This window comes from Pararhizobium sp. IMCC21322 (assembly GCF_030758295.1).
In the GTDB taxonomy this organism is placed as follows: Bacteria; Pseudomonadota; Alphaproteobacteria; order Rhizobiales.
The window spans coordinates 782902-802980 of record NZ_CP132335.1; the positions used below are offsets into that span (position 1 = coordinate 782902).

18 protein-coding genes are annotated in these 20079 nt (G+C 55.5%); 13 read left to right on the plus strand and 5 right to left on the minus strand.

Translation table 11 applies throughout. The annotated features are described in order from the left end of the window. Window positions 1–23: 23 nt before the first annotated feature. The 9 genes from RAL91_RS03895 (at window position 24) to RAL91_RS03935 (ending at window position 10022) form a co-directional block, all read left to right on the plus strand. Window positions 24–1805, plus strand: coding sequence for a thiamine pyrophosphate-binding protein (locus RAL91_RS03895; protein ID WP_306259891.1), 1782 nt, complete (start codon window positions 24–26; stop codon window positions 1803–1805). Between the two features lie 25 nt (window positions 1806–1830). After that, window positions 1831–3246 (plus strand): aldehyde dehydrogenase family protein, encoded by a 1416-nt coding sequence (locus RAL91_RS03900; protein ID WP_306259893.1) that lies wholly within the window; start codon window positions 1831–1833, stop codon window positions 3244–3246. 16 nt (window positions 3247–3262) lie between these two features. After that, the gene (locus RAL91_RS03905) at window positions 3263–4216 is read left to right on the plus strand and encodes an NAD(P)-dependent oxidoreductase (RefSeq protein ID WP_306259895.1); all 954 of its coding nucleotides are present in this window, start codon (window positions 3263–3265) and stop codon (window positions 4214–4216) included. A 21-nt stretch (window positions 4217–4237) separates the two neighbouring features. Continuing rightward, window positions 4238–5218, plus strand: coding sequence for an NAD(P)-dependent oxidoreductase (locus RAL91_RS03910; RefSeq protein WP_306259897.1), 981 nt, complete (start codon window positions 4238–4240; stop codon window positions 5216–5218). Then, complete coding sequence (locus RAL91_RS03915) at window positions 5215–6912, plus strand: FAD-dependent oxidoreductase (protein WP_306259899.1); 1698 nt, start codon at window positions 5215–5217, stop codon at window positions 6910–6912. The genes RAL91_RS03910 and RAL91_RS03915 overlap by 4 nt, the downstream gene beginning before the upstream one ends. Then, on the plus strand, window positions 6909–7811 hold the full coding sequence (locus RAL91_RS03920; RefSeq protein WP_306259901.1) for an NAD(P)-dependent oxidoreductase: 903 nt from the start codon (window positions 6909–6911) through the stop codon (window positions 7809–7811). The genes RAL91_RS03915 and RAL91_RS03920 overlap by 4 nt, the downstream gene beginning before the upstream one ends. A gap of 20 nt (window positions 7812–7831) precedes the next feature. Next, on the plus strand, window positions 7832–8179 hold the full coding sequence (locus RAL91_RS03925) for a cupin domain-containing protein (protein WP_306259903.1): 348 nt from the start codon (window positions 7832–7834) through the stop codon (window positions 8177–8179). 81 nt (window positions 8180–8260) lie between these two features. Further along, a complete protein-coding gene (locus RAL91_RS03930) occupies window positions 8261–8368 on the plus strand; it encodes a M48 family metallopeptidase (RefSeq protein ID WP_306262770.1) in 108 nt (35 codons plus the stop codon). A gap of 331 nt (window positions 8369–8699) precedes the next feature. Continuing rightward, a complete protein-coding gene (locus RAL91_RS03935; protein ID WP_306259905.1) occupies window positions 8700–10022 on the plus strand; it encodes a site-specific integrase in 1323 nt (440 codons plus the stop codon). A gap of 166 nt (window positions 10023–10188) precedes the next feature. On the opposite strand, the gene RAL91_RS03940 is transcribed toward RAL91_RS03935, so the two are convergent. The 5 genes from RAL91_RS03940 to RAL91_RS03960 all read right to left on the minus strand — a co-directional run bounded on the left by RAL91_RS03940 (window position 10189) and on the right by RAL91_RS03960 (window position 15780). Further along, complete coding sequence (locus RAL91_RS03940) at window positions 10189–12126, minus strand: DUF3732 domain-containing protein (protein WP_306259907.1); 1938 nt, start codon at window positions 12124–12126, stop codon at window positions 10189–10191. Then, window positions 12123–12632, minus strand: coding sequence for a three component ABC system middle component (locus RAL91_RS03945; RefSeq protein ID WP_306259909.1), 510 nt, complete (start codon window positions 12630–12632; stop codon window positions 12123–12125). The genes RAL91_RS03940 and RAL91_RS03945 overlap by 4 nt, the downstream gene beginning before the upstream one ends. Beyond that, on the minus strand, window positions 12625–13803 hold the full coding sequence (locus tag RAL91_RS03950; RefSeq protein WP_306259911.1) for an ABC-three component system protein: 1179 nt from the start codon (window positions 13801–13803) through the stop codon (window positions 12625–12627). Before RAL91_RS03950 ends, RAL91_RS03945 begins: the two co-directional genes overlap by 8 nt. Before the next feature lie 274 nt (window positions 13804–14077). Further along, window positions 14078–14959: a nucleotidyl transferase AbiEii/AbiGii toxin family protein gene (locus RAL91_RS03955; protein ID WP_306259913.1), complete on the minus strand. Its 882-nt coding sequence runs from the start codon at window positions 14957–14959 to the stop codon at window positions 14078–14080. Continuing rightward, window positions 14956–15780, minus strand: coding sequence for a type IV toxin-antitoxin system AbiEi family antitoxin (locus RAL91_RS03960; RefSeq protein WP_306259915.1), 825 nt, complete (start codon window positions 15778–15780; stop codon window positions 14956–14958). Before RAL91_RS03960 ends, RAL91_RS03955 begins: the two co-directional genes overlap by 4 nt. A 118-nt stretch (window positions 15781–15898) precedes the next feature. Here RAL91_RS03960 and RAL91_RS03965 point away from each other — a divergent pair, with 118 nt between their 5' ends. Genes RAL91_RS03965 through RAL91_RS03980 form a run of 4 tightly spaced genes read left to right on the plus strand, consistent with a single transcriptional unit; the run spans window position 15899 to window position 20045 of the window. Beyond that, window positions 15899–16945 carry a restriction endonuclease gene (locus RAL91_RS03965; RefSeq protein WP_306259917.1) on the plus strand — a complete coding sequence of 349 codons (1047 nt, stop codon included), beginning with the start codon at window positions 15899–15901 and terminating at the stop codon, window positions 16943–16945. After that, window positions 16942–17556, plus strand: a complete 615-nt coding sequence (locus RAL91_RS03970; RefSeq protein WP_306259919.1) for a hypothetical protein — start codon at window positions 16942–16944, stop codon at window positions 17554–17556. The genes RAL91_RS03965 and RAL91_RS03970 overlap by 4 nt, the downstream gene beginning before the upstream one ends. Before the next feature lie 57 nt (window positions 17557–17613). Continuing rightward, window positions 17614–18483, plus strand: coding sequence for a hypothetical protein (locus RAL91_RS03975; RefSeq protein ID WP_306259921.1), 870 nt, complete (start codon window positions 17614–17616; stop codon window positions 18481–18483). Next, a complete protein-coding gene (locus RAL91_RS03980; RefSeq protein ID WP_306259922.1) occupies window positions 18480–20045 on the plus strand; it encodes a caspase family protein in 1566 nt (521 codons plus the stop codon). Before RAL91_RS03975 ends, RAL91_RS03980 begins: the two co-directional genes overlap by 4 nt. Window positions 20046–20079 lie beyond the last annotated feature (34 nt).

Sequence of the window (20079 nt, forward strand, 5' to 3'; positions counted from 1 at the left end):
CTTTACTTGGAGGTGGTCGAACAATGACCAAAATAAAGGGTGGCGAACTCATCGCCGATCACCTGATCCGCGCTGGCATGCCGTATGTCTTTGGAATTTGCGGACATGGCAATGTGGGAATGCTTGACGCACTTTATGACCGGAAAGATCACATTACGATGATCTCGCCCCGGCACGAGCAGACGGCCGGCCATATGGCTGACGCCTATTATCGCGTGTCCCATCAGCCGGTCGCAACGCTCACATCCTGCGGCCCGGGCTCTGCCAATATTCCGATGTCCCTGGCCTGCGCGCAGGCGGACAGTTCCGCCTTTCTGGCGATCACCGCCAATGTGCCGACATCACAGTTCAACCGCGGCCCTTTTCAGGAGACCTACATGCACGGGCAGGCCAGTTTTCCAGATTCGGTGAAGCCCTTCGTCAAGCGCTCTTTCCAGCCCAGCCGGGTAGAAATGTTGCCACTTGCCCTGCGGCAGGCAACCAATCTGCTGACTTCCGGACGGCCAGGGCCGGTCAATCTGGATGTGCCTTACAATCTGTTCCAGGAAGAGGCTGACACTGCTCTTGAGCCGATGAATGGTGCTGGTGTCGATAACCGACCGGGCGCTGCACCTGAAATTATCACTGCAGTGACGGATATGCTGCTCGCCGCCAATGCACCTTTGATCTTTGTCGGACACGGGATCACGATCTCTGAGGCGGGTGCTGATCTGACCGATCTGCAACACCGATTGCAGATACCACAGGTGGCCTCACCGAATGGCATGGGGTCGCTCGACATGGCTGACCCGCTCTCGCTGGGTTTCATCGGCCGGAACGGCACTTACCCCGCGAACCAGGCTGGGCGCAGGGCCGATATACTTCTGACCATCGGGGCACGGTTCGACGATCGATCAGCCTCGTCTTGGCGCGAAGGCTATTCGTGGAATATTCCGCCGTCAAAGCTGATTCATGTTGATATTGATCCAACCGAGATCGGTCGTAATTATGAGCCATTTATGGGAATTCAGGCCGATGCACGCACCTTCGTGCGTCAGATATTGGCGGAACTGGATCGCCGCGGTGTTACCCGGCACGAGGGCACCAAATCCTGGCTTGCCCAGATCGCAGGCTGGCAACAGGAATGGGATTCGTTCATCGCGCCAAACTTCGAAATTGACTCTGCCCCGATGCGGCCGGAACGGGTTGTGCGTGACATGATGCAAGTGGTCCCGGACAACGCAATACTGGTTCCGGATTCCGGCGCGCATCACAACTGGTTCATGCAGTTCTGGAAATGCCGCCGCCCGCAATCCATGCTGAATACGTGGGGTTACTCGGCAATGGGGTTTGGCGTTTCAGGTGTGCTGGGCGCAAAATTGGCGGCACCGGACAGGCCATGCATCGCCGTGGTCGGCGATGGTGGATTTACCATGACACCGCATGTTCTGTGCACTGCTGTTGAATACAACATACCCGCGATTTGGGTGATCTGGAACAATTACGCATGGGGCGCAATCCGTGATTTGCAGCACGGCCAGTTTGGCGGACGCGAGATCGGTACCAGCTTTACGCACGGCCCCAACAGCGAGCCATATAATCCCGATTTTGCAGCGCTGGCGAAAGCCCATGGTGTGGACGGGATCAAAGTCAGCCGGTCGAGCGATTTCCGCGACGCTCTGGGCGCTGCAATCGCTGCGAACCGCCCCTATGTGATTGATCTTGAAGTCGATCCGGGCGTGAGGCCGCCTTCAACAGGGTCTTGGGAACTGCCACCACTGCAGGCACCAGAGCCAGCCTTTGGCGCGCCATGGCGTCCGCTTTGAGCAACAACAAGGACAGGAGGCAGATATGGACCTGACCCATATGATCGGCGGCGAGGCCGTCCCCGGAAGTGATCGTTTTGAAAGTCGCGACCCCTATCGTGGAGATTTGGTGTGTACAGCGCCTACCGCTGGCGTTGAAGAGGTTGACGCAGCTGTCATTGCCGCGCGCAAAGCTGCGCCGGAAGTGGCTGCAATGCCCGCATATGAACGCGCCGCAATCTTGCGCAAGACCGCTGAACTGGTTGTGGCAAACGCCGCAGCGATCGGCGAAATCATGGCGCGTGAGACGGGCAAGGCACTCGGTGATGCAGAGGGCGAGGTGAAACGCTCAATGGACACTCTCACCTTGTCGGCAGAGGAAGCGATCCGCATTGAGGGAAGCCATGTCCCGCTCGATGGCAGCGCAATGGGCCACGGCAAGATGGCATTCCTGATGCGCTTCCCGGTTGGCGTTGTGGGTGCAATTACGCCGTTCAATGCGCCCTTTAATCTGGCCTGTCACAAGCTCGGGCCGGCTTTTGCAGCAGGCAATGCAGCAATCATAAAGCCACCGCAACAATGTCCTTTGGTGGTGCAGCGGCTTGTGGAACTTTTCTACGAGGCCGGTCTGCCGCGCAATTTCATACAGCTGATCCACGGCGGCGCGGCAACCGGACAGGCACTGGTGGAGCATCCGGGCGTGGACATGCTGACATTTACCGGGTCATCTCAGGTCGGCGCAGCCATACGTGCGCGCGCAGGCCTTCGGCCCGTCACTCTGGAACTGGGCGGTACAGGACCAACCATCGTCTGTGAAGATGCGGACCTGGATGAGATCGCGCCGGTGCTGGCGCGCAATGCGGTCCGGCTTGCGGGGCAAAGCTGCATCTCGGTGCAGAACATTCATGTCCCGCGCGCGCTGGCAGAAGATCTCAGCGCCAAAATCACTACCGAGATGAACAAGCTCACCCTTGGAGACCCGTTGGTCAAGGGCACGGATGTCGGCACGATGATTGATGAAGCTGCAGCGCAGCGCGTTGAGACATGGGTGAATGCGGCAATCGCCCAAGGCGCAAGCCTATTGGTAGGCGGCCGGCGTGAGGGCGCAGCCTACGCGCCGACAGTGCTGGCAAATGTTCACCCCGAGATGAAGGTTGCCTGCGACGAGGTTTTTGGACCGGTCGCCAGCATTCTGGCCTATGACGATCTGAGCGAACCCGTTGAGCAGATCACCAATAGCCGCTTCGGTCTGCAATGCGGCATTTATACCGACAGTACCAAACGTGCGATGTGGTTGGCGCGCAATCTGCGCACCGGCGGTATTATCATCAACGGTACCTCAACCTGGCGCACGGATCAGCTTGCCTATGGTGGCGTGAAAGACAGCGGGATCGGCCGCGAGGGGCCGCGCTATGCGATCCGCGACATGACCGAAGAACGCCTGATCCTGTTCAACCACTGAAGCGGAGCGAAACGTCGTGTCAAAAATCCTAGTGACAGGAGCGGGCGGCTTTCTGGGTGGCGCAGTGGTGCGTGCGCTGCTGGAACGCGGAGACGCAGTGGTCGGACTCGACTGCGGTCCGAATGCCGCTGTGATGAAGACCATGTCGATGAGCAATTCCGGCTTTGACGCCGCAGATGCCGATATTTCCGACGCTGAAGCGGTCGACTCTGTTTTTGCAGAGCACCGGCCCCGGGCTGTGATTCATTGTGCCGCTGTTGTGGGTGTTCTGAACTCACTGGCCTCGCCAGCGCGCTTGTTTCGGGTCAATGTTGAAGGTTCTGTGAATGTGCTGGAAGCGATGGCACGGCACGCTTGCACGCGCATGATTCATATTAGCTCGGAGGAAATCTACGGCGCTTTCCGCGCCCCCCGGATTGACGAGACTCATCACCAGGCACCGCTTTATGCCTATGGCGTCAGCAAGGCGACGGTCGAACATTTGTGCCGCAGTTACCGCACGACCCATGGCCTTGATTGTATCAATATACGCACATCGTGGGTCTACGGACCCGGGTTCCCCCGGGACCGTGTGCCGCTCAACATGATCCGTGCTGCCGCAGAAGGACGTGTGCTGCATGTTACCAGCGGTGCGGATGAACGGATCGATCACACCTATCTGGACGACGCCGTGGCAGGGACGCTCGGCGCGCTCGACTGTGCGGAACATGCTTTTGACGCTTACCATATCGCCAGTGACAGTGCGCCATCACTGGCCGAAATCGCCGCAGTGGTGCGCGATCTGGTACCGGGTGCCAAGATTACTGTGGGATTTGGGCCATATAAGCACAGCGACGAAATAGCGATGCCGGCAAAGGGCGCGCTCAATTGCAGCCGTGCACACGTCGCATTCGGCTATCAGCCGAAGTTTGACATCCGAGCGGGCCTCGCAGCCACGCTTGAGGCGCACCGCGCACAATTGGCCAATTAAAGAGATTTGGGAGAACGTGAAATGGGGAAACTGCTTATCACCGGCGGCATGGGGCATGTGGGCTATGAAACGGTCCGGCAAGCTGCGGCATCCGGTATCGAGGTGGTCGCGCAATATTTGTCCACCTTCCGCAAGGAGGACGCCGAGGTAGTGGGGTCGAATGTCACCTGGGTAAAGTGTGACCTGTCCGACCCGTTTGAACTGTCTATGCTGGCATCAGCGCATGATATCTCGGGCTGCATCCACACAGCTGCAATTCCGAATGACAAACTCGGCTTTCCGCAACCGTTGCGCACCTTTCAAAGCAATGTGACGGCCACCGAATTGTTGCTGGAGGCGGCACGGCGTCTGGAGTGGCGGCGGTTCATCATGGTTTCAACGGGATCGGTGTTTCAATCCTTGCCAGACGCGGTGACGCCGGTGGCTGAAGACACAAACCCGACACCACGGTCTTTGTACGCGGCGACGAAACATGCAGCTGAATTGATGACATCGGTCTACGCTGATACTTATGGACTTTCCACAGCCACCGTACGGATTTCATGGATCTTCGGGCCACCGCTTGTACCCCGAATGTTTGACGGACCCCGTGGGCCGATTCCCGAATTTCTGCGCCGGGCACTGAAGGGACAACCCATCCGCGAGGCTTCCGGCGGCGAGTTTGCGGCGAGTTTCACCTACGTCCCCGATTGTGCCGCAGGCCTTCTGGCGCTCTGGCAAGCAGCGTCGCTCAAGCACAGCGTTTATCATCTTGGATCAGGTCGCAACCACACAACCCAGGAGGTGGCAAATGCCGTGATGCGTGCTGTGCCTGACGCAACAATAGAGATCGGCGCTGGCACCGCGCCCTGGACCGATACGACGGTGATGCGCGGCCCACTCGATTGCACGCGCATGGCTGAGGAATTCGGCTTTCGCCCGGAGCACTCGCTTGACGCCGCGGTTGCTGCCTTCGCCGACTGGATGCGCGCAAACCCCGAGCATTGGGGAGCAGCTGAATGACCGATACCGCCTACGATGTGATTGTGGTCGGGGCAGGTGCAGCCGGAATGACAGCCGCAGCAACGGCGGCCGTGCACGGGCTCCAGGTTCTGGTTGTCGAAAAGACCGGGCTCGTTGGCGGCAACACCTCTTTTTCCGGAGGGATGGTATACATTCCCGGCAATCACAAGGCGGCCGAAGCGGGCAAGCCGGACGACCCTGCTGCAGCCAACGCATATCTCGACGCCGCAGTGCCGACGCCGGCAGGGCGTGACGTGCGCCAAATTTTCGTTGACCGCGGACCTGAAGCCATCCAGTTTCTTGAAAAGAAGACGTCTGTTCGGCTTAAGCCTGTGCATTTTTATCCAGATTACTATCCGGAGCTGGATGGCGCTGCAGAAGGTCTGCGCGTGCTGGAACCCGTAGCTTTCGATGCTGCAACCCTGGGCGATTGGTTTGCCAGATTGCGTCCGCCTTTGCCGGAATTCACGATCCTTGGCGGCATGATGGTTGCGCGCGAGGACCTGCCCCATTTCCGCAACATGTGGCGCTCTCCCCGTGCTTTCGCACGCGTAACCCGGCTTGTATTGAGTTATGCGACGCAGCGTTTGCGCTATCCTCGCGGATCGCGTCTCGTGCTTGGTAATGCGCTGGCTGGACGGTTGCTCAAATCGCTTCTCGATCTAGACGTTTCAATCCGCACCGATTGCGTGATCGAAGAGGTGCTTATCGAGGAAGGTCGTGCGGTAGGCCTTCGGGTTCGGGAGAATGAGACCACTGTGACCATGCTTGCGCGCAAGGGTGTGATTCTGTCGACCGGCGGTTTTTCCAACAGCAGCGACAAACGCAAGGCCTGGTTACCGGATCCCGTTAGCCCCGACAGTCCCTTTGCGCCCGGCAGTACGGGTGATGGGCTTGACCTTGGGGTTGCAGCCGGAGGAGAGGTGGGCACTGACAACACCAACAATGCCTATTGGTCTCCCGCCTCGGTCTATACCCGCAAGGATGGGCGCAAGGTTGTATACCCCCACACAGTTACTGATCGTGGCAAGCCCGGCTCGATCGTCGTCAATTCCGCCGGGCGTCGCTTTACCAATGAGGCCGTGTCCTATCACCGCTTTGGTGAGGCCTTGTTGCAGGGCAATGACAAGGCTGTGAATCTGCCTGCATGGATCATTTGCGATGCAAATTTCATCTGGAAATACGGGTTGGGAGCGATCATCCCTTTCACCCGCAATCTGAAGAAATATCAGGCCGCAGGCTATCTCAAATCAGCGGCCAGCCTGCCCGAACTTGCGCGCAAACTAGGCCTCGATGAAACCGGCTTCTCGGCCACTATCGAGCGGTTCAACGCGGATTCCAGAATTGGGTGCGACACCGAATTTCATCGCGGTGAGGATATTTACTCCCGCTATCTGGGGGATGCCGACCACGGGCCGAACCCCTGCCTGGCACCATTGGAAAAATCCCCGTTTTACGCCATTGAACTTGTGCTCAGCGATCTGGGGACTGTGGCCGGGTTGCGCACCGACGGGGAGGGGTGTGTCTTGGGCGCAGATGGCCAGACAATTCCTGGCCTTTACGCCGTGGGCAACGATATGCAGTCCATCATGCGCGGCCGCTATCCCGGTCCCGGCATCACGCTCGGCCCCGCATTGACCTTTGGCTATCTCGCGGGCCTGCATGTGGCAGGTCGAAGGCATGACACCGTATGATGCGCGTTGTGGTGACCGGATCATCGGGCCTGCTCGGCACTTATGTTGTGCAGGCGCTCACTGACCGCTCGGAAGTCATCGGCCTGGACACCCGCCCACCAATGTCTGATCGCGGCCATGATCATATCAATGCCTCCATTCTGGATTTGCCAGCGCTTGAGCAGGCATTTTCGGGGGTCGCCGCCGTGTTGCATGTTGCTGCGGCTGCTAATATCGGTAGCGGATCACCAGAACAGATCATCGATGCCAATCTCAAAGGAAGTTGGAATGTGCTGGAAGCGGCGCATCGCGCTGGTGTTCGGCGCGTGGTCCTGTGTTCTTCCGACAGCGTTATGGGCAATACGGTGTGGACAGAAAATTTTTGGTGCCCTGATGCTTTGCCCGTGGACGAAACGCATTTGGTAAAGCCGGCAGATCCCTATGCGCTATCGAAATACCTTGCCGAGGAAGCCGGACGCAGTTTTTCCTATCGCGGGCTTGATGTGATCGCGCTGCGCCCGGTCTTTATATTGTTCCCATCGATGATGGGTGAAGTGCGCGCCCGCCACGCCGATCCTGAATCCTATATTGGGCCCAGTGCCGGTGGTCATGTGGCAGCGGGCGGCGGGCCATGCTGGCACCACATTGATCCCCGCGATGTGGCAGAGGCATTCCGGCTGGCCCTCGATATGGCGTGTCAGGGCTTCGAGGCGTTCTACCTCGCTGCGCCCTCCACGCTGCATCCATTGCCCACATTGGATCGAATAATTGAGGTCTTTGGGCGCCTGCCGGGCAGCATCGATCACGATCATTATGGAGCAAATCCGCATGCTCCCATGTTTGACATTTCCGCCGCCGCGCGCCGCCTCAATTGGCATCCGCGCTATGATCTGCGAGCCGACGTGATGGGTTCGCCATAAACAAACGAAGGGAACATTTGATGACGGACAGCAACAAAATTCGCACCGGGCATGTACGCGCTTCTGAACTGAATTGGCAGGATATGGGCGATGGCACCCGGCGCAAAATCCTTGGTTATGAACCGCAAATGCTGATGATGCGCAATGCCTTCGAGGCCGGGACCGAAGGTCCGCTGCACAGTCATCCACACGTACAATCAAGCTATATCGTTAGCGGCAAATTCGAGATCACCATCGGCGCAATCACCGAACAACTCGTTGAGGGCGACGGCTTTCTCGTGCCCGGCGGGGTCGAGCACAGCGCACATTGCATTAAAGCCGGTGAGATCATCGAAGTTTTCACCCCCATCCGCGATGAGTTTGTGTAGCTGGTAATTTATGGGCAGGCTGGCCCAAAAAATGACATGCATGGATGACAGCAAAAGACCTTTCGCAAACAATGCTCTCCTCTGACCACTCATTCCCAGGCATTCTGGAATGAAGTCGATAAGGTAATGCCTGATTACAAAGAGCGGAAAGACTGGTTCCGCCGCAACGGTGTGTCGCTGGACCTGTAACCATCAGGATGTGCTGCAATCCACTCAGGAAACTCATTCCGTGGTTACTATGTGGTTACTTTTCAATAATGCAGAAAAGCTGAATTCACCTAAGTCATTGAAAAATATGGTGCACCCGACTGGAGTCGAACCAGTGACCTCTGCCTTCGGAGCTGGTTTAAGGACCTATCCGAAGTGCACGATAGGGTACGCCAGAGCACGATATCAGCCTGTAATCACTAGACTTTTCTGATCGTCTCTCCGAAACCTCTATCCGAGAATACGCCCTGGTTTCCGCCCGCGTGCTTGCGTGGTGCTTACGTGAAATCAGGGCTCGGCAGGGAACAGGAGCATGGCGAAACTCACCAAACGGTTTGTAGAAGCGGTCGCGCCGCAGAGCAAAGGCCATGTCGTCTGGGACAATGAATTTCCGGGCTTCGGCCTGCGTGTCTATCCCTCTGGCAAGCGCAGCTACATCGTCCAGTACCGGTCGCGAGGACGATCCCGCCGCTATACGATCGGCCTTCATGGCCTGTGGACGCCTGAAACAGCCCGGCGCGAGGCGAAGGCCCTACTCGGGCGGGCAGCACATGGCGGTGATCCTGCGGAAGAACGTGAAGAAGAACGGAAAGCGCTGACCATCAAGCAGCTTTGCGAGCACTACATCGCGGATATGGAAGCTGGACTCATTCTCGGCAAAGGCGGCCGCCCCAAAAAGGAAACAACCATTGCGACCGATGTGGGCCGTCTGCGGCGGCACATCGTTCCCCTTCTCGGGACCCGGCGGGTGCGAGACATCACCAAGCCGGACATGAACAATCTGATGAAGGACATCATCGCTGGCAAAACGCGCGTCACGGTGAAAACCGAAAAGCTCCGTGGCAAGGCCATCGTCCGCGGCGGTCCCGGAACAGCTATCCGAACGATGGGGCTTCTCGGCGGCGTCTTCTCCTATGCCGTCGAGGCGGGCATTATCGAACACAACCCGACACACGGACTGCGCAAACCGAAGTATAAGGTTCGGGACCGGCGGCTCAGCGAATCCGAGTATCGGACGCTGGGCGACATTCTTCGACAGGGATGCCAAAGCAACCAACTCCGGATACACGCTGACATCCTTAGAATTATCGCGCTGACAGGCTGTCGCCGCGGTGAAATCGTCAACCTTAAATGGAGCGCTGTCGATCTTGAAGGAAGCTGCTTGCGTCTTGCCGACAGCAAGGAAGGTGCCACAGTTCGTCCCGTCGGATTGCCGGTCGTGGAATATCTGGAAAAGGAACGCCCGCACCGAACGGGAACCTATGTCTTCCCAGGCCAAGACATCGACAATGCAGTCGGTAATTTCCCCCAAAGCTGGAAGAAGCTCTTCAAGGACACGCCCCTCTGGGATGTGACGCCTCACGTGCTGCGGCACAGCTTCGCGAGCATGGCCAACGATCTTGGTTTCACCGAAATTACGATTGCTGCGCTGATCGGTCACGCGAAAGGGTCGGTCACCAGCAAATATGTCCACACGCTCGACTCCACGCTGATCATGGCCGCAGACACGGTCGCTGGTTATGTGAAGGCCCTACTGGAAGGCGCCGAGTTCAGGCGAAACACTTATACGTTGGATCGACAATCCCGGCAGAGCGCGATCGAGCAAATGCTCATTGAATCTAGGCCGACAGGATAGGATACACCTTGTTCATCCCAAGAATTGAACGCGCGTTTCGAATGAGACAATGGCGCCATAACCGCCATATTTGACGGCTAATCGCGCACTAACTGTCAAATACGACTGTTAATAGTGCATATTCTTCTCAGTTTGATAGCTTGTTCGCATCTGAGAATTGGAAAGTTCAGGAGGCATCGGGCCAGTCGCGGGGCACCAAAGCGTTTTGTCCTCGCCACTCCTCGACGATAGCTTTTTCAAACCAGTCTTCGCGCAGATGTGCATGGTCAAGTACGATAAGCTGAAATGGCGACTGAATTTCGTTGCACGCACGCTGCATCAGCTCAAATAAAGCAAGGACCGCACGCCTATCCGCATCGAGTTCTATTTCTTCAAGCGCGCCAGCTTCATTATCTGGAGGATAGTAAGCCTGCGTCGGCTGATCAAATATTAGAAAAGCCGGCACTGGGCGGTTTCGGCGACGCAGCCACCAATGAAGGGCTAAATGGGTCACGACGTGGTAGCCGACCCAATTCTCGCCACTGCCGATACGGTTCAAGGGAATGGGACCGTCTTCGGTGTTTGCAACCACCGTAAGCTTCGCCAAGTCCAGGCGCAGTGAGCTACCGCTATGCTCCAAATCCAAGTGTTGGGAATATTCCGTCATCTTTTCGCTGATAAAACTCAATATGGTTTCAAGTTTTGAAGCTATCTCATCCGAATTGAGCCTTTCCTTGACAGCGGAAATAAGTCTGCGCACCTGTTCGACCTCATCAGCTGTCGCTGCTTCAGTTTCGGCGGGCTCAAAGACTTCTACAAAGTCCGAAAGGCGTCCGAGGTAGCGCGCTCGACTAACAAGTTGATTTTGTGCTTCTCGCGCATTTTGATTTTCGGAGACAGCACGGTTCAGCTCACTTTGGGTTAACCTCAAAGCTTCCGTGGCGTTAGTAATCTGATCCTCTAGACCAGTCACGTGGGCTTGGATGTGCGGGCTTTCCTTGTAGACACCCTGAAGTTGTAGGTCGACCCGCTGAAGAGCTTCGTTCAGAGTGTGAACCGCAGGAACTCGGTTTTCAAGGCTGGTTTCGCACAACGGACAGGTTTCGATCGGCCCTCCGGCGGATTTGTACAGACCGACGCTTTTGAGACGGGCGCGTTGCTCGGATACTTCCTTCGAGAATGCCGTTTGGTCGGACAGGAACGATCGAGCCGCTCGAAGGTCCTGATTCAGTTCGCCAAGCCTACCTTGCAGAGTGGACTGCTCTCCGCGAAGTCGCTCAATTGTTTCTCCGAAATCGGGAACGATGCCTGGTGCAATAACCTCTGTCTTTGCTACATCTGCCAGATAGGCAAACACACTATCATCCACCGGTTGATAATCCTGAGGGATCAAACCCGTTCTCTTGCCCTCATTGACGATCTTGGTGACCCGGTTTCGGTTAGTCAGAACGGCTTGCAAATGCTGGTTCTGAGTACCTTCGAGCTCTCGAAGCCTTCGCTGAAGATCGTCCAGTTCACCCATCAAGAGGAAGTGCTTTTCGTCGACAGCGCCAAGAAAATAGGGAAGTGTATCTTTCAAGGCTTGCGGAAGAAACTGCTCGTTCATCCGGTGAAAAAGTTGATCCTGGCTGGCGATAGTATTCTGCTTCTGAAAGCAAAGCCACAGAGCGTGAGCAATATTCGCCTCCAAAGGATCTCTGGAACCAGTCGATGGGCGGTGTTCATTCTCCTTGATTCCGGCAAAACGAGTTGCGAAGGCCTTGAGACTGTTTTCCGTTGTATTCTTCTCGATGTCGTCAACCTGGGGGTACTGCTCGATTTTCCCGCGTTGCAGATAAACCTTGGCTCCGGTACCAGCACCAGGCCCCGGATTATCGCGCGCGATGAACACTTCGTCTTCACCCTTCACCAGGTGGAGAGCAAACCACGCCACCTTTTTGCGGATCGTTCCCTCAGCAACGTTGAAGCTACCGCGCCCGAGGCAGTAGTCGACTATATCGATGATGGCTGACTTGCCGGTCTTGGATTTGCCTGTAATTATGTTCAGGCCATCAATATTGAAATCAATCGTCCGTATATCTCCGGAATGGCTGTATAGGACCATTGATTTGATTGAAAAGCTCATGGGCGCACTCCCCACGCCGCAAGAATTGATGATTCCGAACCTGATTTTGCAAACCAGCGCCCCACAAACTTCGTTCGATCGATGATATCGCGGGTCTCTGCTGTGGTTTCGTCAATGAAACCTTTGGAGAACGGCGCTTTCTTCGATCCAAGTTGCAAATGGTGCCCCTCCCTGATTGCAAGAACCTCCTGTGCAACCGCAAATATTATGGCTTCGCGAATATAGGCCATCAATCCATGTGTACGCTCGGGGAAGCCGATCAATACGTCTTCATTTTGCTGCAGCCATTCATAGAGCGATGTGACTATTGAATACGGAAGCCGTCTGCGCGTCCCGCCGTGCAGTGAGATGGCGAGCGCGATCGCCGCCAGAGTTAGCGGAGCCGATCCATCCCGCTTGCTGCCGTAGGCCTTCACAAACTCGGTCGAAAGTGAACTGAGAAAAGCAGGGTTGAAAAGGCGAGCTTCTTCAGGGGCACGGCTGTTCCAGGCAGCAAGACTAGGCATCTTCACCTGCCATAATCTGTTCGAAATCCGGGTGCCAACCAATTTCCATCCGGTCGGAAAGCCCGTGAAACGAACCAGCGGTAATCCAAGTTTCCACTACGTTGCGAAAGCCCACCTGCTGCTGGGATGCCCAAAAGAAGATCGAACGACCGAGCTTCCGCCTCTCGTCCTCAGATTGTCCATCACTCTGGGTGCAATCTTCATCGAACTTGCGACCCCAGCGGTCTTGCAGGGATTTGTCATATCGGTCGCTCTCACCATCAAGGAGGAGGTTTTCGCGCGCCCATTTCGAACGTTGTGCGCTAGACCGGTAGAAGTCCCGGACTCCTCGCATGACCGCTCTTTCTGGCAGGCCTATGACGCGCATCTGCCTGACGAAGACGGCGTCTTCATCGTCTGAGGTGTAGGCCTTTGCGTCTAATTGTTCTGGATCGTCTACCGGCAGGCCGCCATCTTTAAACATGTTTCCGATTTCGTTTGCTTTGATTGTGATCGACTGAACCGGAATGAGGTCAGAGCTTTCTTCAACCAGATGCTTCCCAACCACACCCAACCACCATCCTTCCAGATATTCGGCTATTGTTGCTACGTGCTGTGGGGACAGGATAACAAGTTCTCCCTGGATATCGTCGGTCATATCGATCAAATTTGGATGCTGATCGCAGATCTCGATTGACTGAAGGAAAAGTTCGGCTTCCGAGTCGGTCAATTCGAGGAATAGCTTTCGTCCCACGTCAGTGATTTGATTTTTTGATTCATTGGCAGCCACGCGCAAAAGTTCCTGAGCCGCTTTTCGATCAGTGGCATTATGACCTGGTCGCAGCTTGGCCATGGCAGTGCCATCCGCAGCTTCAGCAGTCGTAATTAGAACCCGTCTCACGTTCCCCGCGGTCAGCGAGCCGGTCTGAAAGGACTCCAGCCATACACGCATGGTTTTCCATAAGTCGACGCTCTTATCGGCCAAGGATTTTGGCATGATGTGATGCTTTGCTTGGACGAGGCATTTTCCATAGTCGTCATCCTCGAAGACAACGTCATCAAACCTTTCAATTGATATCAGGGAGTTAGGATGCTTTTTTAGTAACTGCAATCCTTGCAACAATGCCAGCCGGCTTTGGAAAATATACCCAGCCATGGATGCACCGGCATCAAATTTGCCCTGTTGACTCACGGCCTAACGCCCCTCCCGCATCCGGTCAAAGATCCCCAGCCCAGACTCGTTCGGATACCGAGCATGTGGAATTTGTGATGCCAAGCTGAAGTAAAGCAGTAAATTCTAATGATTACTAGGGTTTGGTAGAGTCCGCATCCCCGGAGACGAGCGGTGAGTACAGTATCGATGACGCAGGCAACGATCAGATAGACAAAATGCCAGGATGGGTTGGTTAGGGATTGATGATCCGCTGTCGCGACCTCTTGTAAACTTACGGATTTCCAACGGGCCATCATGAACTGCTATCTGCAAGTTCAACGAGCCCGAGCGATAGAGCGATTTCGTCCATCCGCGCCCATCGCTGTCCAGGAATCCGCTCAACTACGTCGGTGAACACTCTGATGAATGCTGACCGCCCCGCTGCATCATCCATTTCGTCTGCAATATCTGGCGTCAAAAGAGCACGGATGTCAGCTAAAAGATCGGGTTTGGCGTACTTCGCAAGCATCCGCCTCTCCGCCTCGGGACGTCCTATCACCTGGCTTTGCAGGTCAAGATATCGGCCGAAAATCTCAATCATGCGCTCAACATCGAGATTGGGAAGGACTTTTAGTGCATGATCGAGATCGAACAGATCACGCCCTTTGTCCCTTTGGAGCAGCGCACGCAGCTTTGTCGCCAGCAGTTCTTCTGCCGAGAACGTTGCGATTGTGGTGGCACCGCTGAACCAAGGATTGTCAACCTCATAGTCGACTGAAACTGGTGCATCGAAGGCCTCAATCTCTGCGATGTTGATCTCGATCTTGAGGCGGATCTGAGCATCGGGATCATCTTCAGCCGGAACGCGGAAACGCAATTTCGGTGCAACTTGGCTCGATGCAAAGCTGCCCTGACCCAACCAGGGTTCCAGAACATCGCGTAGGGCGTCCAGGACGGGTCCGATTGGGCCTGCCTCAGTACGGACGAGGTCAATGTCCTCTGAATACCGTAAGGGTTTTGGAAAGATGATCTTGTTGAGCGCGGTGCCGCCTCGAAAGCGCAGCGTCGACCCAAGCAGGTCGTGGTTGAAGATATCTACCAGCGCGCGTGAAATGATGAGGTCCTGCTCGACCTGTCGCGGCTCAGCCCACGGCGCTACTTGGCTCCATGCCGTGATGTTCGTTTCGGGGATCATTGTTCGTCGATCTCGATCGGTCGCCGGACGATGACATGCCAGCGCCTGTCACGTTGGGGCTCGCTCTCCTCGATCACAGTATCGGCTTCGCCCGGATCGAGTTCGACCCACGGAATGGTGCCTTTATAGAGATGGCCATGAAGTGCTGCGGCGAGTTCATCACTACCAAGGTGATCGAGAACATAACCGAGGCGCTGCACAACGGACCGTTCGAAGGTTGGCGCCAAAGAAAGCAGCTGTTCAGGATCAATTCGAGATGCCAGCTCGTTAAGGACGCTGGCGGTATGATCAAGGCCGCCGCTGGCTTGACGATAACGCAGCAGATCGAGCGCGGTGAGCGCGGGCGATGATATTCGCATCGACCCCGTGTCCGTCTTGCGCCGTTCGATGCCCGCCTCAACGGCGCCGATGTCCTTGCGGAAATAGAAAACAAGCTTCGATCGACCGGCACGTATAGGCTTCCACTGTCTGTCGGTCACGATCTGGAATTCCATCACCGCCTGATGCGCTGCCCCCTGTAACTCCGCTGCCTTCAGCAACGCCACGTAGTAGGGTCGCCCTGAAGCCTCCATCATCGCGTCGATGTACCAGGTCGGTGGCGGCGCACCCCATTTCAGGAAGCGCGTTGGGGTGATGACGTAAAAGCCTCGGCGCGGCGCGAAGAGATGGCCACGTTTTGCAAGCCGGGCGGCTGCATCGAGAAACGCACCATGGGTTAGGCCCAGTGCGTCCATGGCTTCTTGTCGTGCGAAGTGGGTTCGACCGGTGGACGCCAGCTCTTCGGCGTAGCCGGCCAGGCCATTTGAATGTTCTAGAATCATATGCCAAATTCCGCGCTTTCAGCCGAGTTTGTAATATGATACTTGAATGTTGGCAAGTTCCATATCGCGAACTCCGCACAAGATGCGGAATTAGCCATATGAGTTGAGGAGAGATTGTGTGGGCCATATCGATGATGATGACCGGCTTATCCAAGAGGTGCTTACAGAACTCGGCCGGGATGCAGACCCCAAGGAGATAGCCGAGAAGGTTCGCCGGCTCGACTTGGGACTGCCTGCCGAGGATGAGCTAACGGCTATCTGTAGCTGGCTTGGCAGGGCGCGCCTCGTCCACAAGCTCGATCAGATGCAGGCACCGCTGAAGTCCCGCGATACCTATCAGGTGCCCGATCTGCTCGCCCAATTCGAAAACACTGGGCCGTTGCTCATCGAGGTCAAGTCCAAGACGAAGCAAACCCTGTCATTTACCCCAAACTATCTCGACCGGCTCAACGCCTATGCCAAACTCGTCAACATGCCGCTGCTCATCGCATGGAAACATCATGGCATATGGGTCCTGTTCGAAGCTCGGCACCTCACCAAAGCCCGTAAGAATTTCAACATCAGGTTCGGCGATGCCGTGCGCGAGAACCTGCTCGGCATTCTTGCCGGTGACCTCGCCTACAAAATTGCTCCGGGTGCTGGCGTGCGGTTTCGCTGCCGGAAAGAAGAACTGCTGATGCTCGATGAAAACAACGGCACCATCACAGAACAGTGGCAGATGCGGATCGACAAGGTCGACTTCACGGTTGCTGACGGCAAGCCGGCGGAAGGTCTCGACCCCGACGTTACAACGCTTTTCACGACCTGGGATCTTGCCGAGCGCCAATCGCATAGCGACGCCCATATCGAACTTCAGTTCGTTGCAGGAGACGACGACGGCATGATGTTCGGGCACATGGCACTTACGCATCTGCTGAACTGGACCCTCCCCCAAGGCAGTGCCATCAACTGGAGACACGCCATCCGGCGCGACGCAGTCGTCAGAAATATGGCCAATTTCAGTCAAGCTCTCGAACGGGCGTTGGAACAGAAAGTCGTGCGTCTCATCCTCCACCAGCAGCCTCAAAGCTGGCCGGACTTCATCCCGCGCGCATCGCTCCCTTTTAGGCCATCTTCACAAATGCCATATCAACACCGGCTCGCAAAAACTCAGGAAAAACAATGAGCAAGCAGGCAACCCAAGAGTTCGGACGAGCCGATCGAATTGATGAGGCGCTGGGTCTGGACGAAATCGTCGGACCGAAACTGGCTTCGATCATCGTCTTGGCTGCAAACATCGAATATCATCTTGAACGTGCCATCTGGGCGCTCGACGGTATCGACCCTAAGGGCATCCGTCCGGAAACCGATGCTAGGCCGATTACCGAGCTCATCGCGATGCTGGAAAAACATGCTACCAGTGTGACGGACGCTATCGTCCGCGGCATGCTGGAAAACTGGTGTCGCGCGGCACGACCGGGCTTTATCATTCGCCACAACATCGCACATGGCGTTTCGTTCAAGATGGAGACGAAGCTCGTCTTCTCCCGAAACCCCCGATGGCACGGCGAAATCCGGAAGCGAGAGTTCGGTGACCTCTGGTGCGACCCCTACATTTTGGATCTGGTCCGCGAGTCCTTAGCCACTTTGTTGCGAATCGTCGTAGCCATAGCCAAAAACCAAAAGCCGCTTGCAGAGGTTGCCAGTCCCCTTGCGCTTCGGGCGGTGCGCGATGCGCGCTCCATCCTCGGCGAGTTCGCGGATCAGTTCTATAATCCGAGCTTTGAAAAATACTGATGTATCGACACGGGAGGCAGTCTCGAAGATGAAACCGCAAAAAATGATCCTTTCGACATGAATGAAACCAAGACCCAAAACTTATCGTGGAGCGATATCAACTCATTGCGAGCCGATCTGCTTGAACATTTTCCCAAGGATCGGTTTCTCAAGAGGCTGCTGAAAGGCGTCATGAGGGTGGCGCGCGATAAGGCAAACCCGATAAGGGGCAATCTGGTCGCAAGCGGACTCCGCGAGGTTGTCGGTCACGTCTTGCACGACCTCGCCCCCGACGAGGAAGTCCGACGTTGCGTCTGGTTCGAACAGGCCACCGATACGAAAACCGTTACGCGTCGCCAACGCGCAAATTACATTGTGCATGCCGGTCTTCCAAACGCATTCGTCGAAGACACCCTGAAACTCGACGTGCGAGAGTTCGTTCAGCCCCTGCTCGATGCGATCGACACATTGAGCAAAGCGACACATGTCCGTTCCGAGACCATCGTTCACAAAGGCCGAGACGTCCGGGCGATGTTGCAAAACGTCCTGCTCGGACTTCTCGGTCTGATGGATGCAGCAGAAGCCAGCCGCGACAAGATGAAACGGGCCATTGCAGAGGTGATGCATCACGCCGTCTTCGAGAACCTTATTTCAGATACAATCCAAGAATTGGACGAGCTGTCCACTCACACTGTGGTCGATGGCCACTACATCGATACAGTGGAAGTCCAGTCCCTGTCCGCAACTAAAATCGAATATGTCGTGACAGGACAGGTTGAGGTCGAACTCCAATATGGTTCTAACTCAGACGTGCGGAACGACATCGGTTTTCGACAAGATGACTCATACCCTTACAGTGCGGTGATCAAATCTAAGCCGGCGAACCCAATGGATATACACCCCAATGATGTCGCTCTCAAAGTAGACAATAGAAGTTTCTTCGAATGATAAAGAAAATCAAAAAATCGATAGTTCCAACAGAGCCTACGCTCTTGCTCAAGAAAGGCGGCCAAGTGACGGCCGTCATTATTGCTATGGAAGATTATCAGCCCCGAAATAACGGCCAAATCCCAGGGGTCGACTACGCCAAAGCCGACGCAGAAGCCTTTTCGGCCGTTCTCAATCAGATGTTTCCAGATACAGAAATACATCGAATTGAACTGATCAACAGCCTGGCGACGAGCATGAGCGTTCAGGACGGTGTCAAAGAAGCGATCCATTCGACCGGACCCGACGACCTTTTGATCTTCTACTACGCAGGGCATGGCTTCCATAACGGGATTTCCAACTTGATCACTGTATGGGACAGCAACGGCCACAATCTATCTGGAACCTGCCTCAATCTGAGGGACTTGATTTTTGATCCAGTTGAGATAAGCGAATGCCAGAAGCTCCTGACATTCATCGATGCCTGCGCCGAAGAACTTGAAGTTCAATTCAGCAGCCGCAGCGTGATCTCGGATATGAGCGAGACTGAGTTCAAAGACTTCGTGAACGTCGACCAGTATGTGGGTGTGTTCCTGTCCTGCACTCCAGGCCAGAAGTCATACGGCCATGTCGGGCTTGGTCACGGGGTATGGTCTTACCATCTGGTGCAGGCCCTGAGTGGGAACGCACCGGATGCGATCGATACTTATTCAGTCATCACAGACACCTCGCTCAGAGACTATCTCAGCAAGTCGGTACGCCGCTATATCACGAAGAAGATGTCGACGGCGGCACAACAAACACCTATCGTCCGCACATCTGCGTCAAACCGCTTCGCGATCTGCGAAATCAAGGAAGCAGATGAACCAGCATTGCCCAAGAATGATTTTACCGCCCTGTCGTTCAAACCGGATTCCACGCATTTTAGCTATATTGAAACGCGCGCCTATGACCGGCTCCCCGGATTCTCGAAAGCAAAAGGACATTTCGTTCCCGACAATGTGAATCCAAGCAGTGCGGAGTTTGCCCGAAACCTCCTCGAAGAGGAAATCAACGAAGAGATCGATGACCACTATCAAGAGGCAAAACGGATTTTTCGCCTCCGCCGCGATGATATCGGAGCCGGTGATGACACACTTGATACTGATCATTTCCGGTTTTGGATTGAGATTCGGCAAACACCCGACGATCCATCAGAAATCCAGATTATCCGCTGCTTAACTGTGCGGGCGGATTCTGAGGAAATTCTTCGAAGTATCGACGAGATGTTTGGCGCCACGTTTGATCGTGTTGTCAGTCGCATCCAAGGGGTAGGACCAGACTTTGACGAGGTCGTCCGGCGACTTGAAGATATTGAAATTGAACATGGCGGATCGCTAGAAGAATCAGAGCGCAGACAGAAAGCGACATACTACTTTCCGGAGGGTGGTAGCTTGGAATTTGATCTTCGAGACGGTTGCGTAAGTATTTGTGCGCAGAAGAAAGCCAAGTTCCTCGACATTTTGGATTTCGCAAAACCAATCGCGCTTGGGGGACCCGATGATCCGGTCAAATATCTCTCAGACGAGTCACAGCGCGTGTAGGACAATCGGAGGACACTGGGCCTTGAGGGCAAAG

Excerpts from the sequence above, each read along its gene's own strand:
- RAL91_RS03910 (WP_306259897.1), top strand. The coding sequence starts at position 4,238 with ATGGGGAAACTGCTTATCACCGGCGGCATGGGGCATGTGGGCTATGAA.
- RAL91_RS03920 (WP_306259901.1), top strand. The coding sequence starts at position 6,909 with ATGATGCGCGTTGTGGTGACCGGATCATCGGGCCTGCTCGGCACTTAT.
- RAL91_RS03945 (WP_306259909.1), bottom strand. The coding sequence starts at position 12,632 with ATGCCTAGTCTTGCTGCCTGGAACAGCCGTGCCCCTGAAGAAGCTCGC.
- RAL91_RS03940 (WP_306259907.1), bottom strand. The coding sequence starts at position 12,126 with ATGAGCTTTTCAATCAAATCAATGGTCCTATACAGCCATTCCGGAGAT.
- RAL91_RS03895 (WP_306259891.1), top strand. The coding sequence starts at position 24 with ATGACCAAAATAAAGGGTGGCGAACTCATCGCCGATCACCTGATCCGC.
- RAL91_RS03900 (WP_306259893.1), top strand. The coding sequence starts at position 1,831 with ATGGACCTGACCCATATGATCGGCGGCGAGGCCGTCCCCGGAAGTGAT.
- RAL91_RS03980 (WP_306259922.1), top strand. The coding sequence starts at position 18,480 with ATGATAAAGAAAATCAAAAAATCGATAGTTCCAACAGAGCCTACGCTC.
- RAL91_RS03925 (WP_306259903.1), top strand. The coding sequence starts at position 7,832 with ATGACGGACAGCAACAAAATTCGCACCGGGCATGTACGCGCTTCTGAA.
- RAL91_RS03975 (WP_306259921.1), top strand. The coding sequence starts at position 17,614 with ATGAATGAAACCAAGACCCAAAACTTATCGTGGAGCGATATCAACTCA.
- RAL91_RS03960 (WP_306259915.1), bottom strand. The coding sequence starts at position 15,780 with ATGATTCTAGAACATTCAAATGGCCTGGCCGGCTACGCCGAAGAGCTG.
- RAL91_RS03970 (WP_306259919.1), top strand. The coding sequence starts at position 16,942 with ATGAGCAAGCAGGCAACCCAAGAGTTCGGACGAGCCGATCGAATTGAT.
- RAL91_RS03935 (WP_306259905.1), top strand. The coding sequence starts at position 8,700 with ATGGCGAAACTCACCAAACGGTTTGTAGAAGCGGTCGCGCCGCAGAGC.
- RAL91_RS03915 (WP_306259899.1), top strand. The coding sequence starts at position 5,215 with ATGACCGATACCGCCTACGATGTGATTGTGGTCGGGGCAGGTGCAGCC.
- RAL91_RS03955 (WP_306259913.1), bottom strand. The coding sequence starts at position 14,959 with ATGATCCCCGAAACGAACATCACGGCATGGAGCCAAGTAGCGCCGTGG.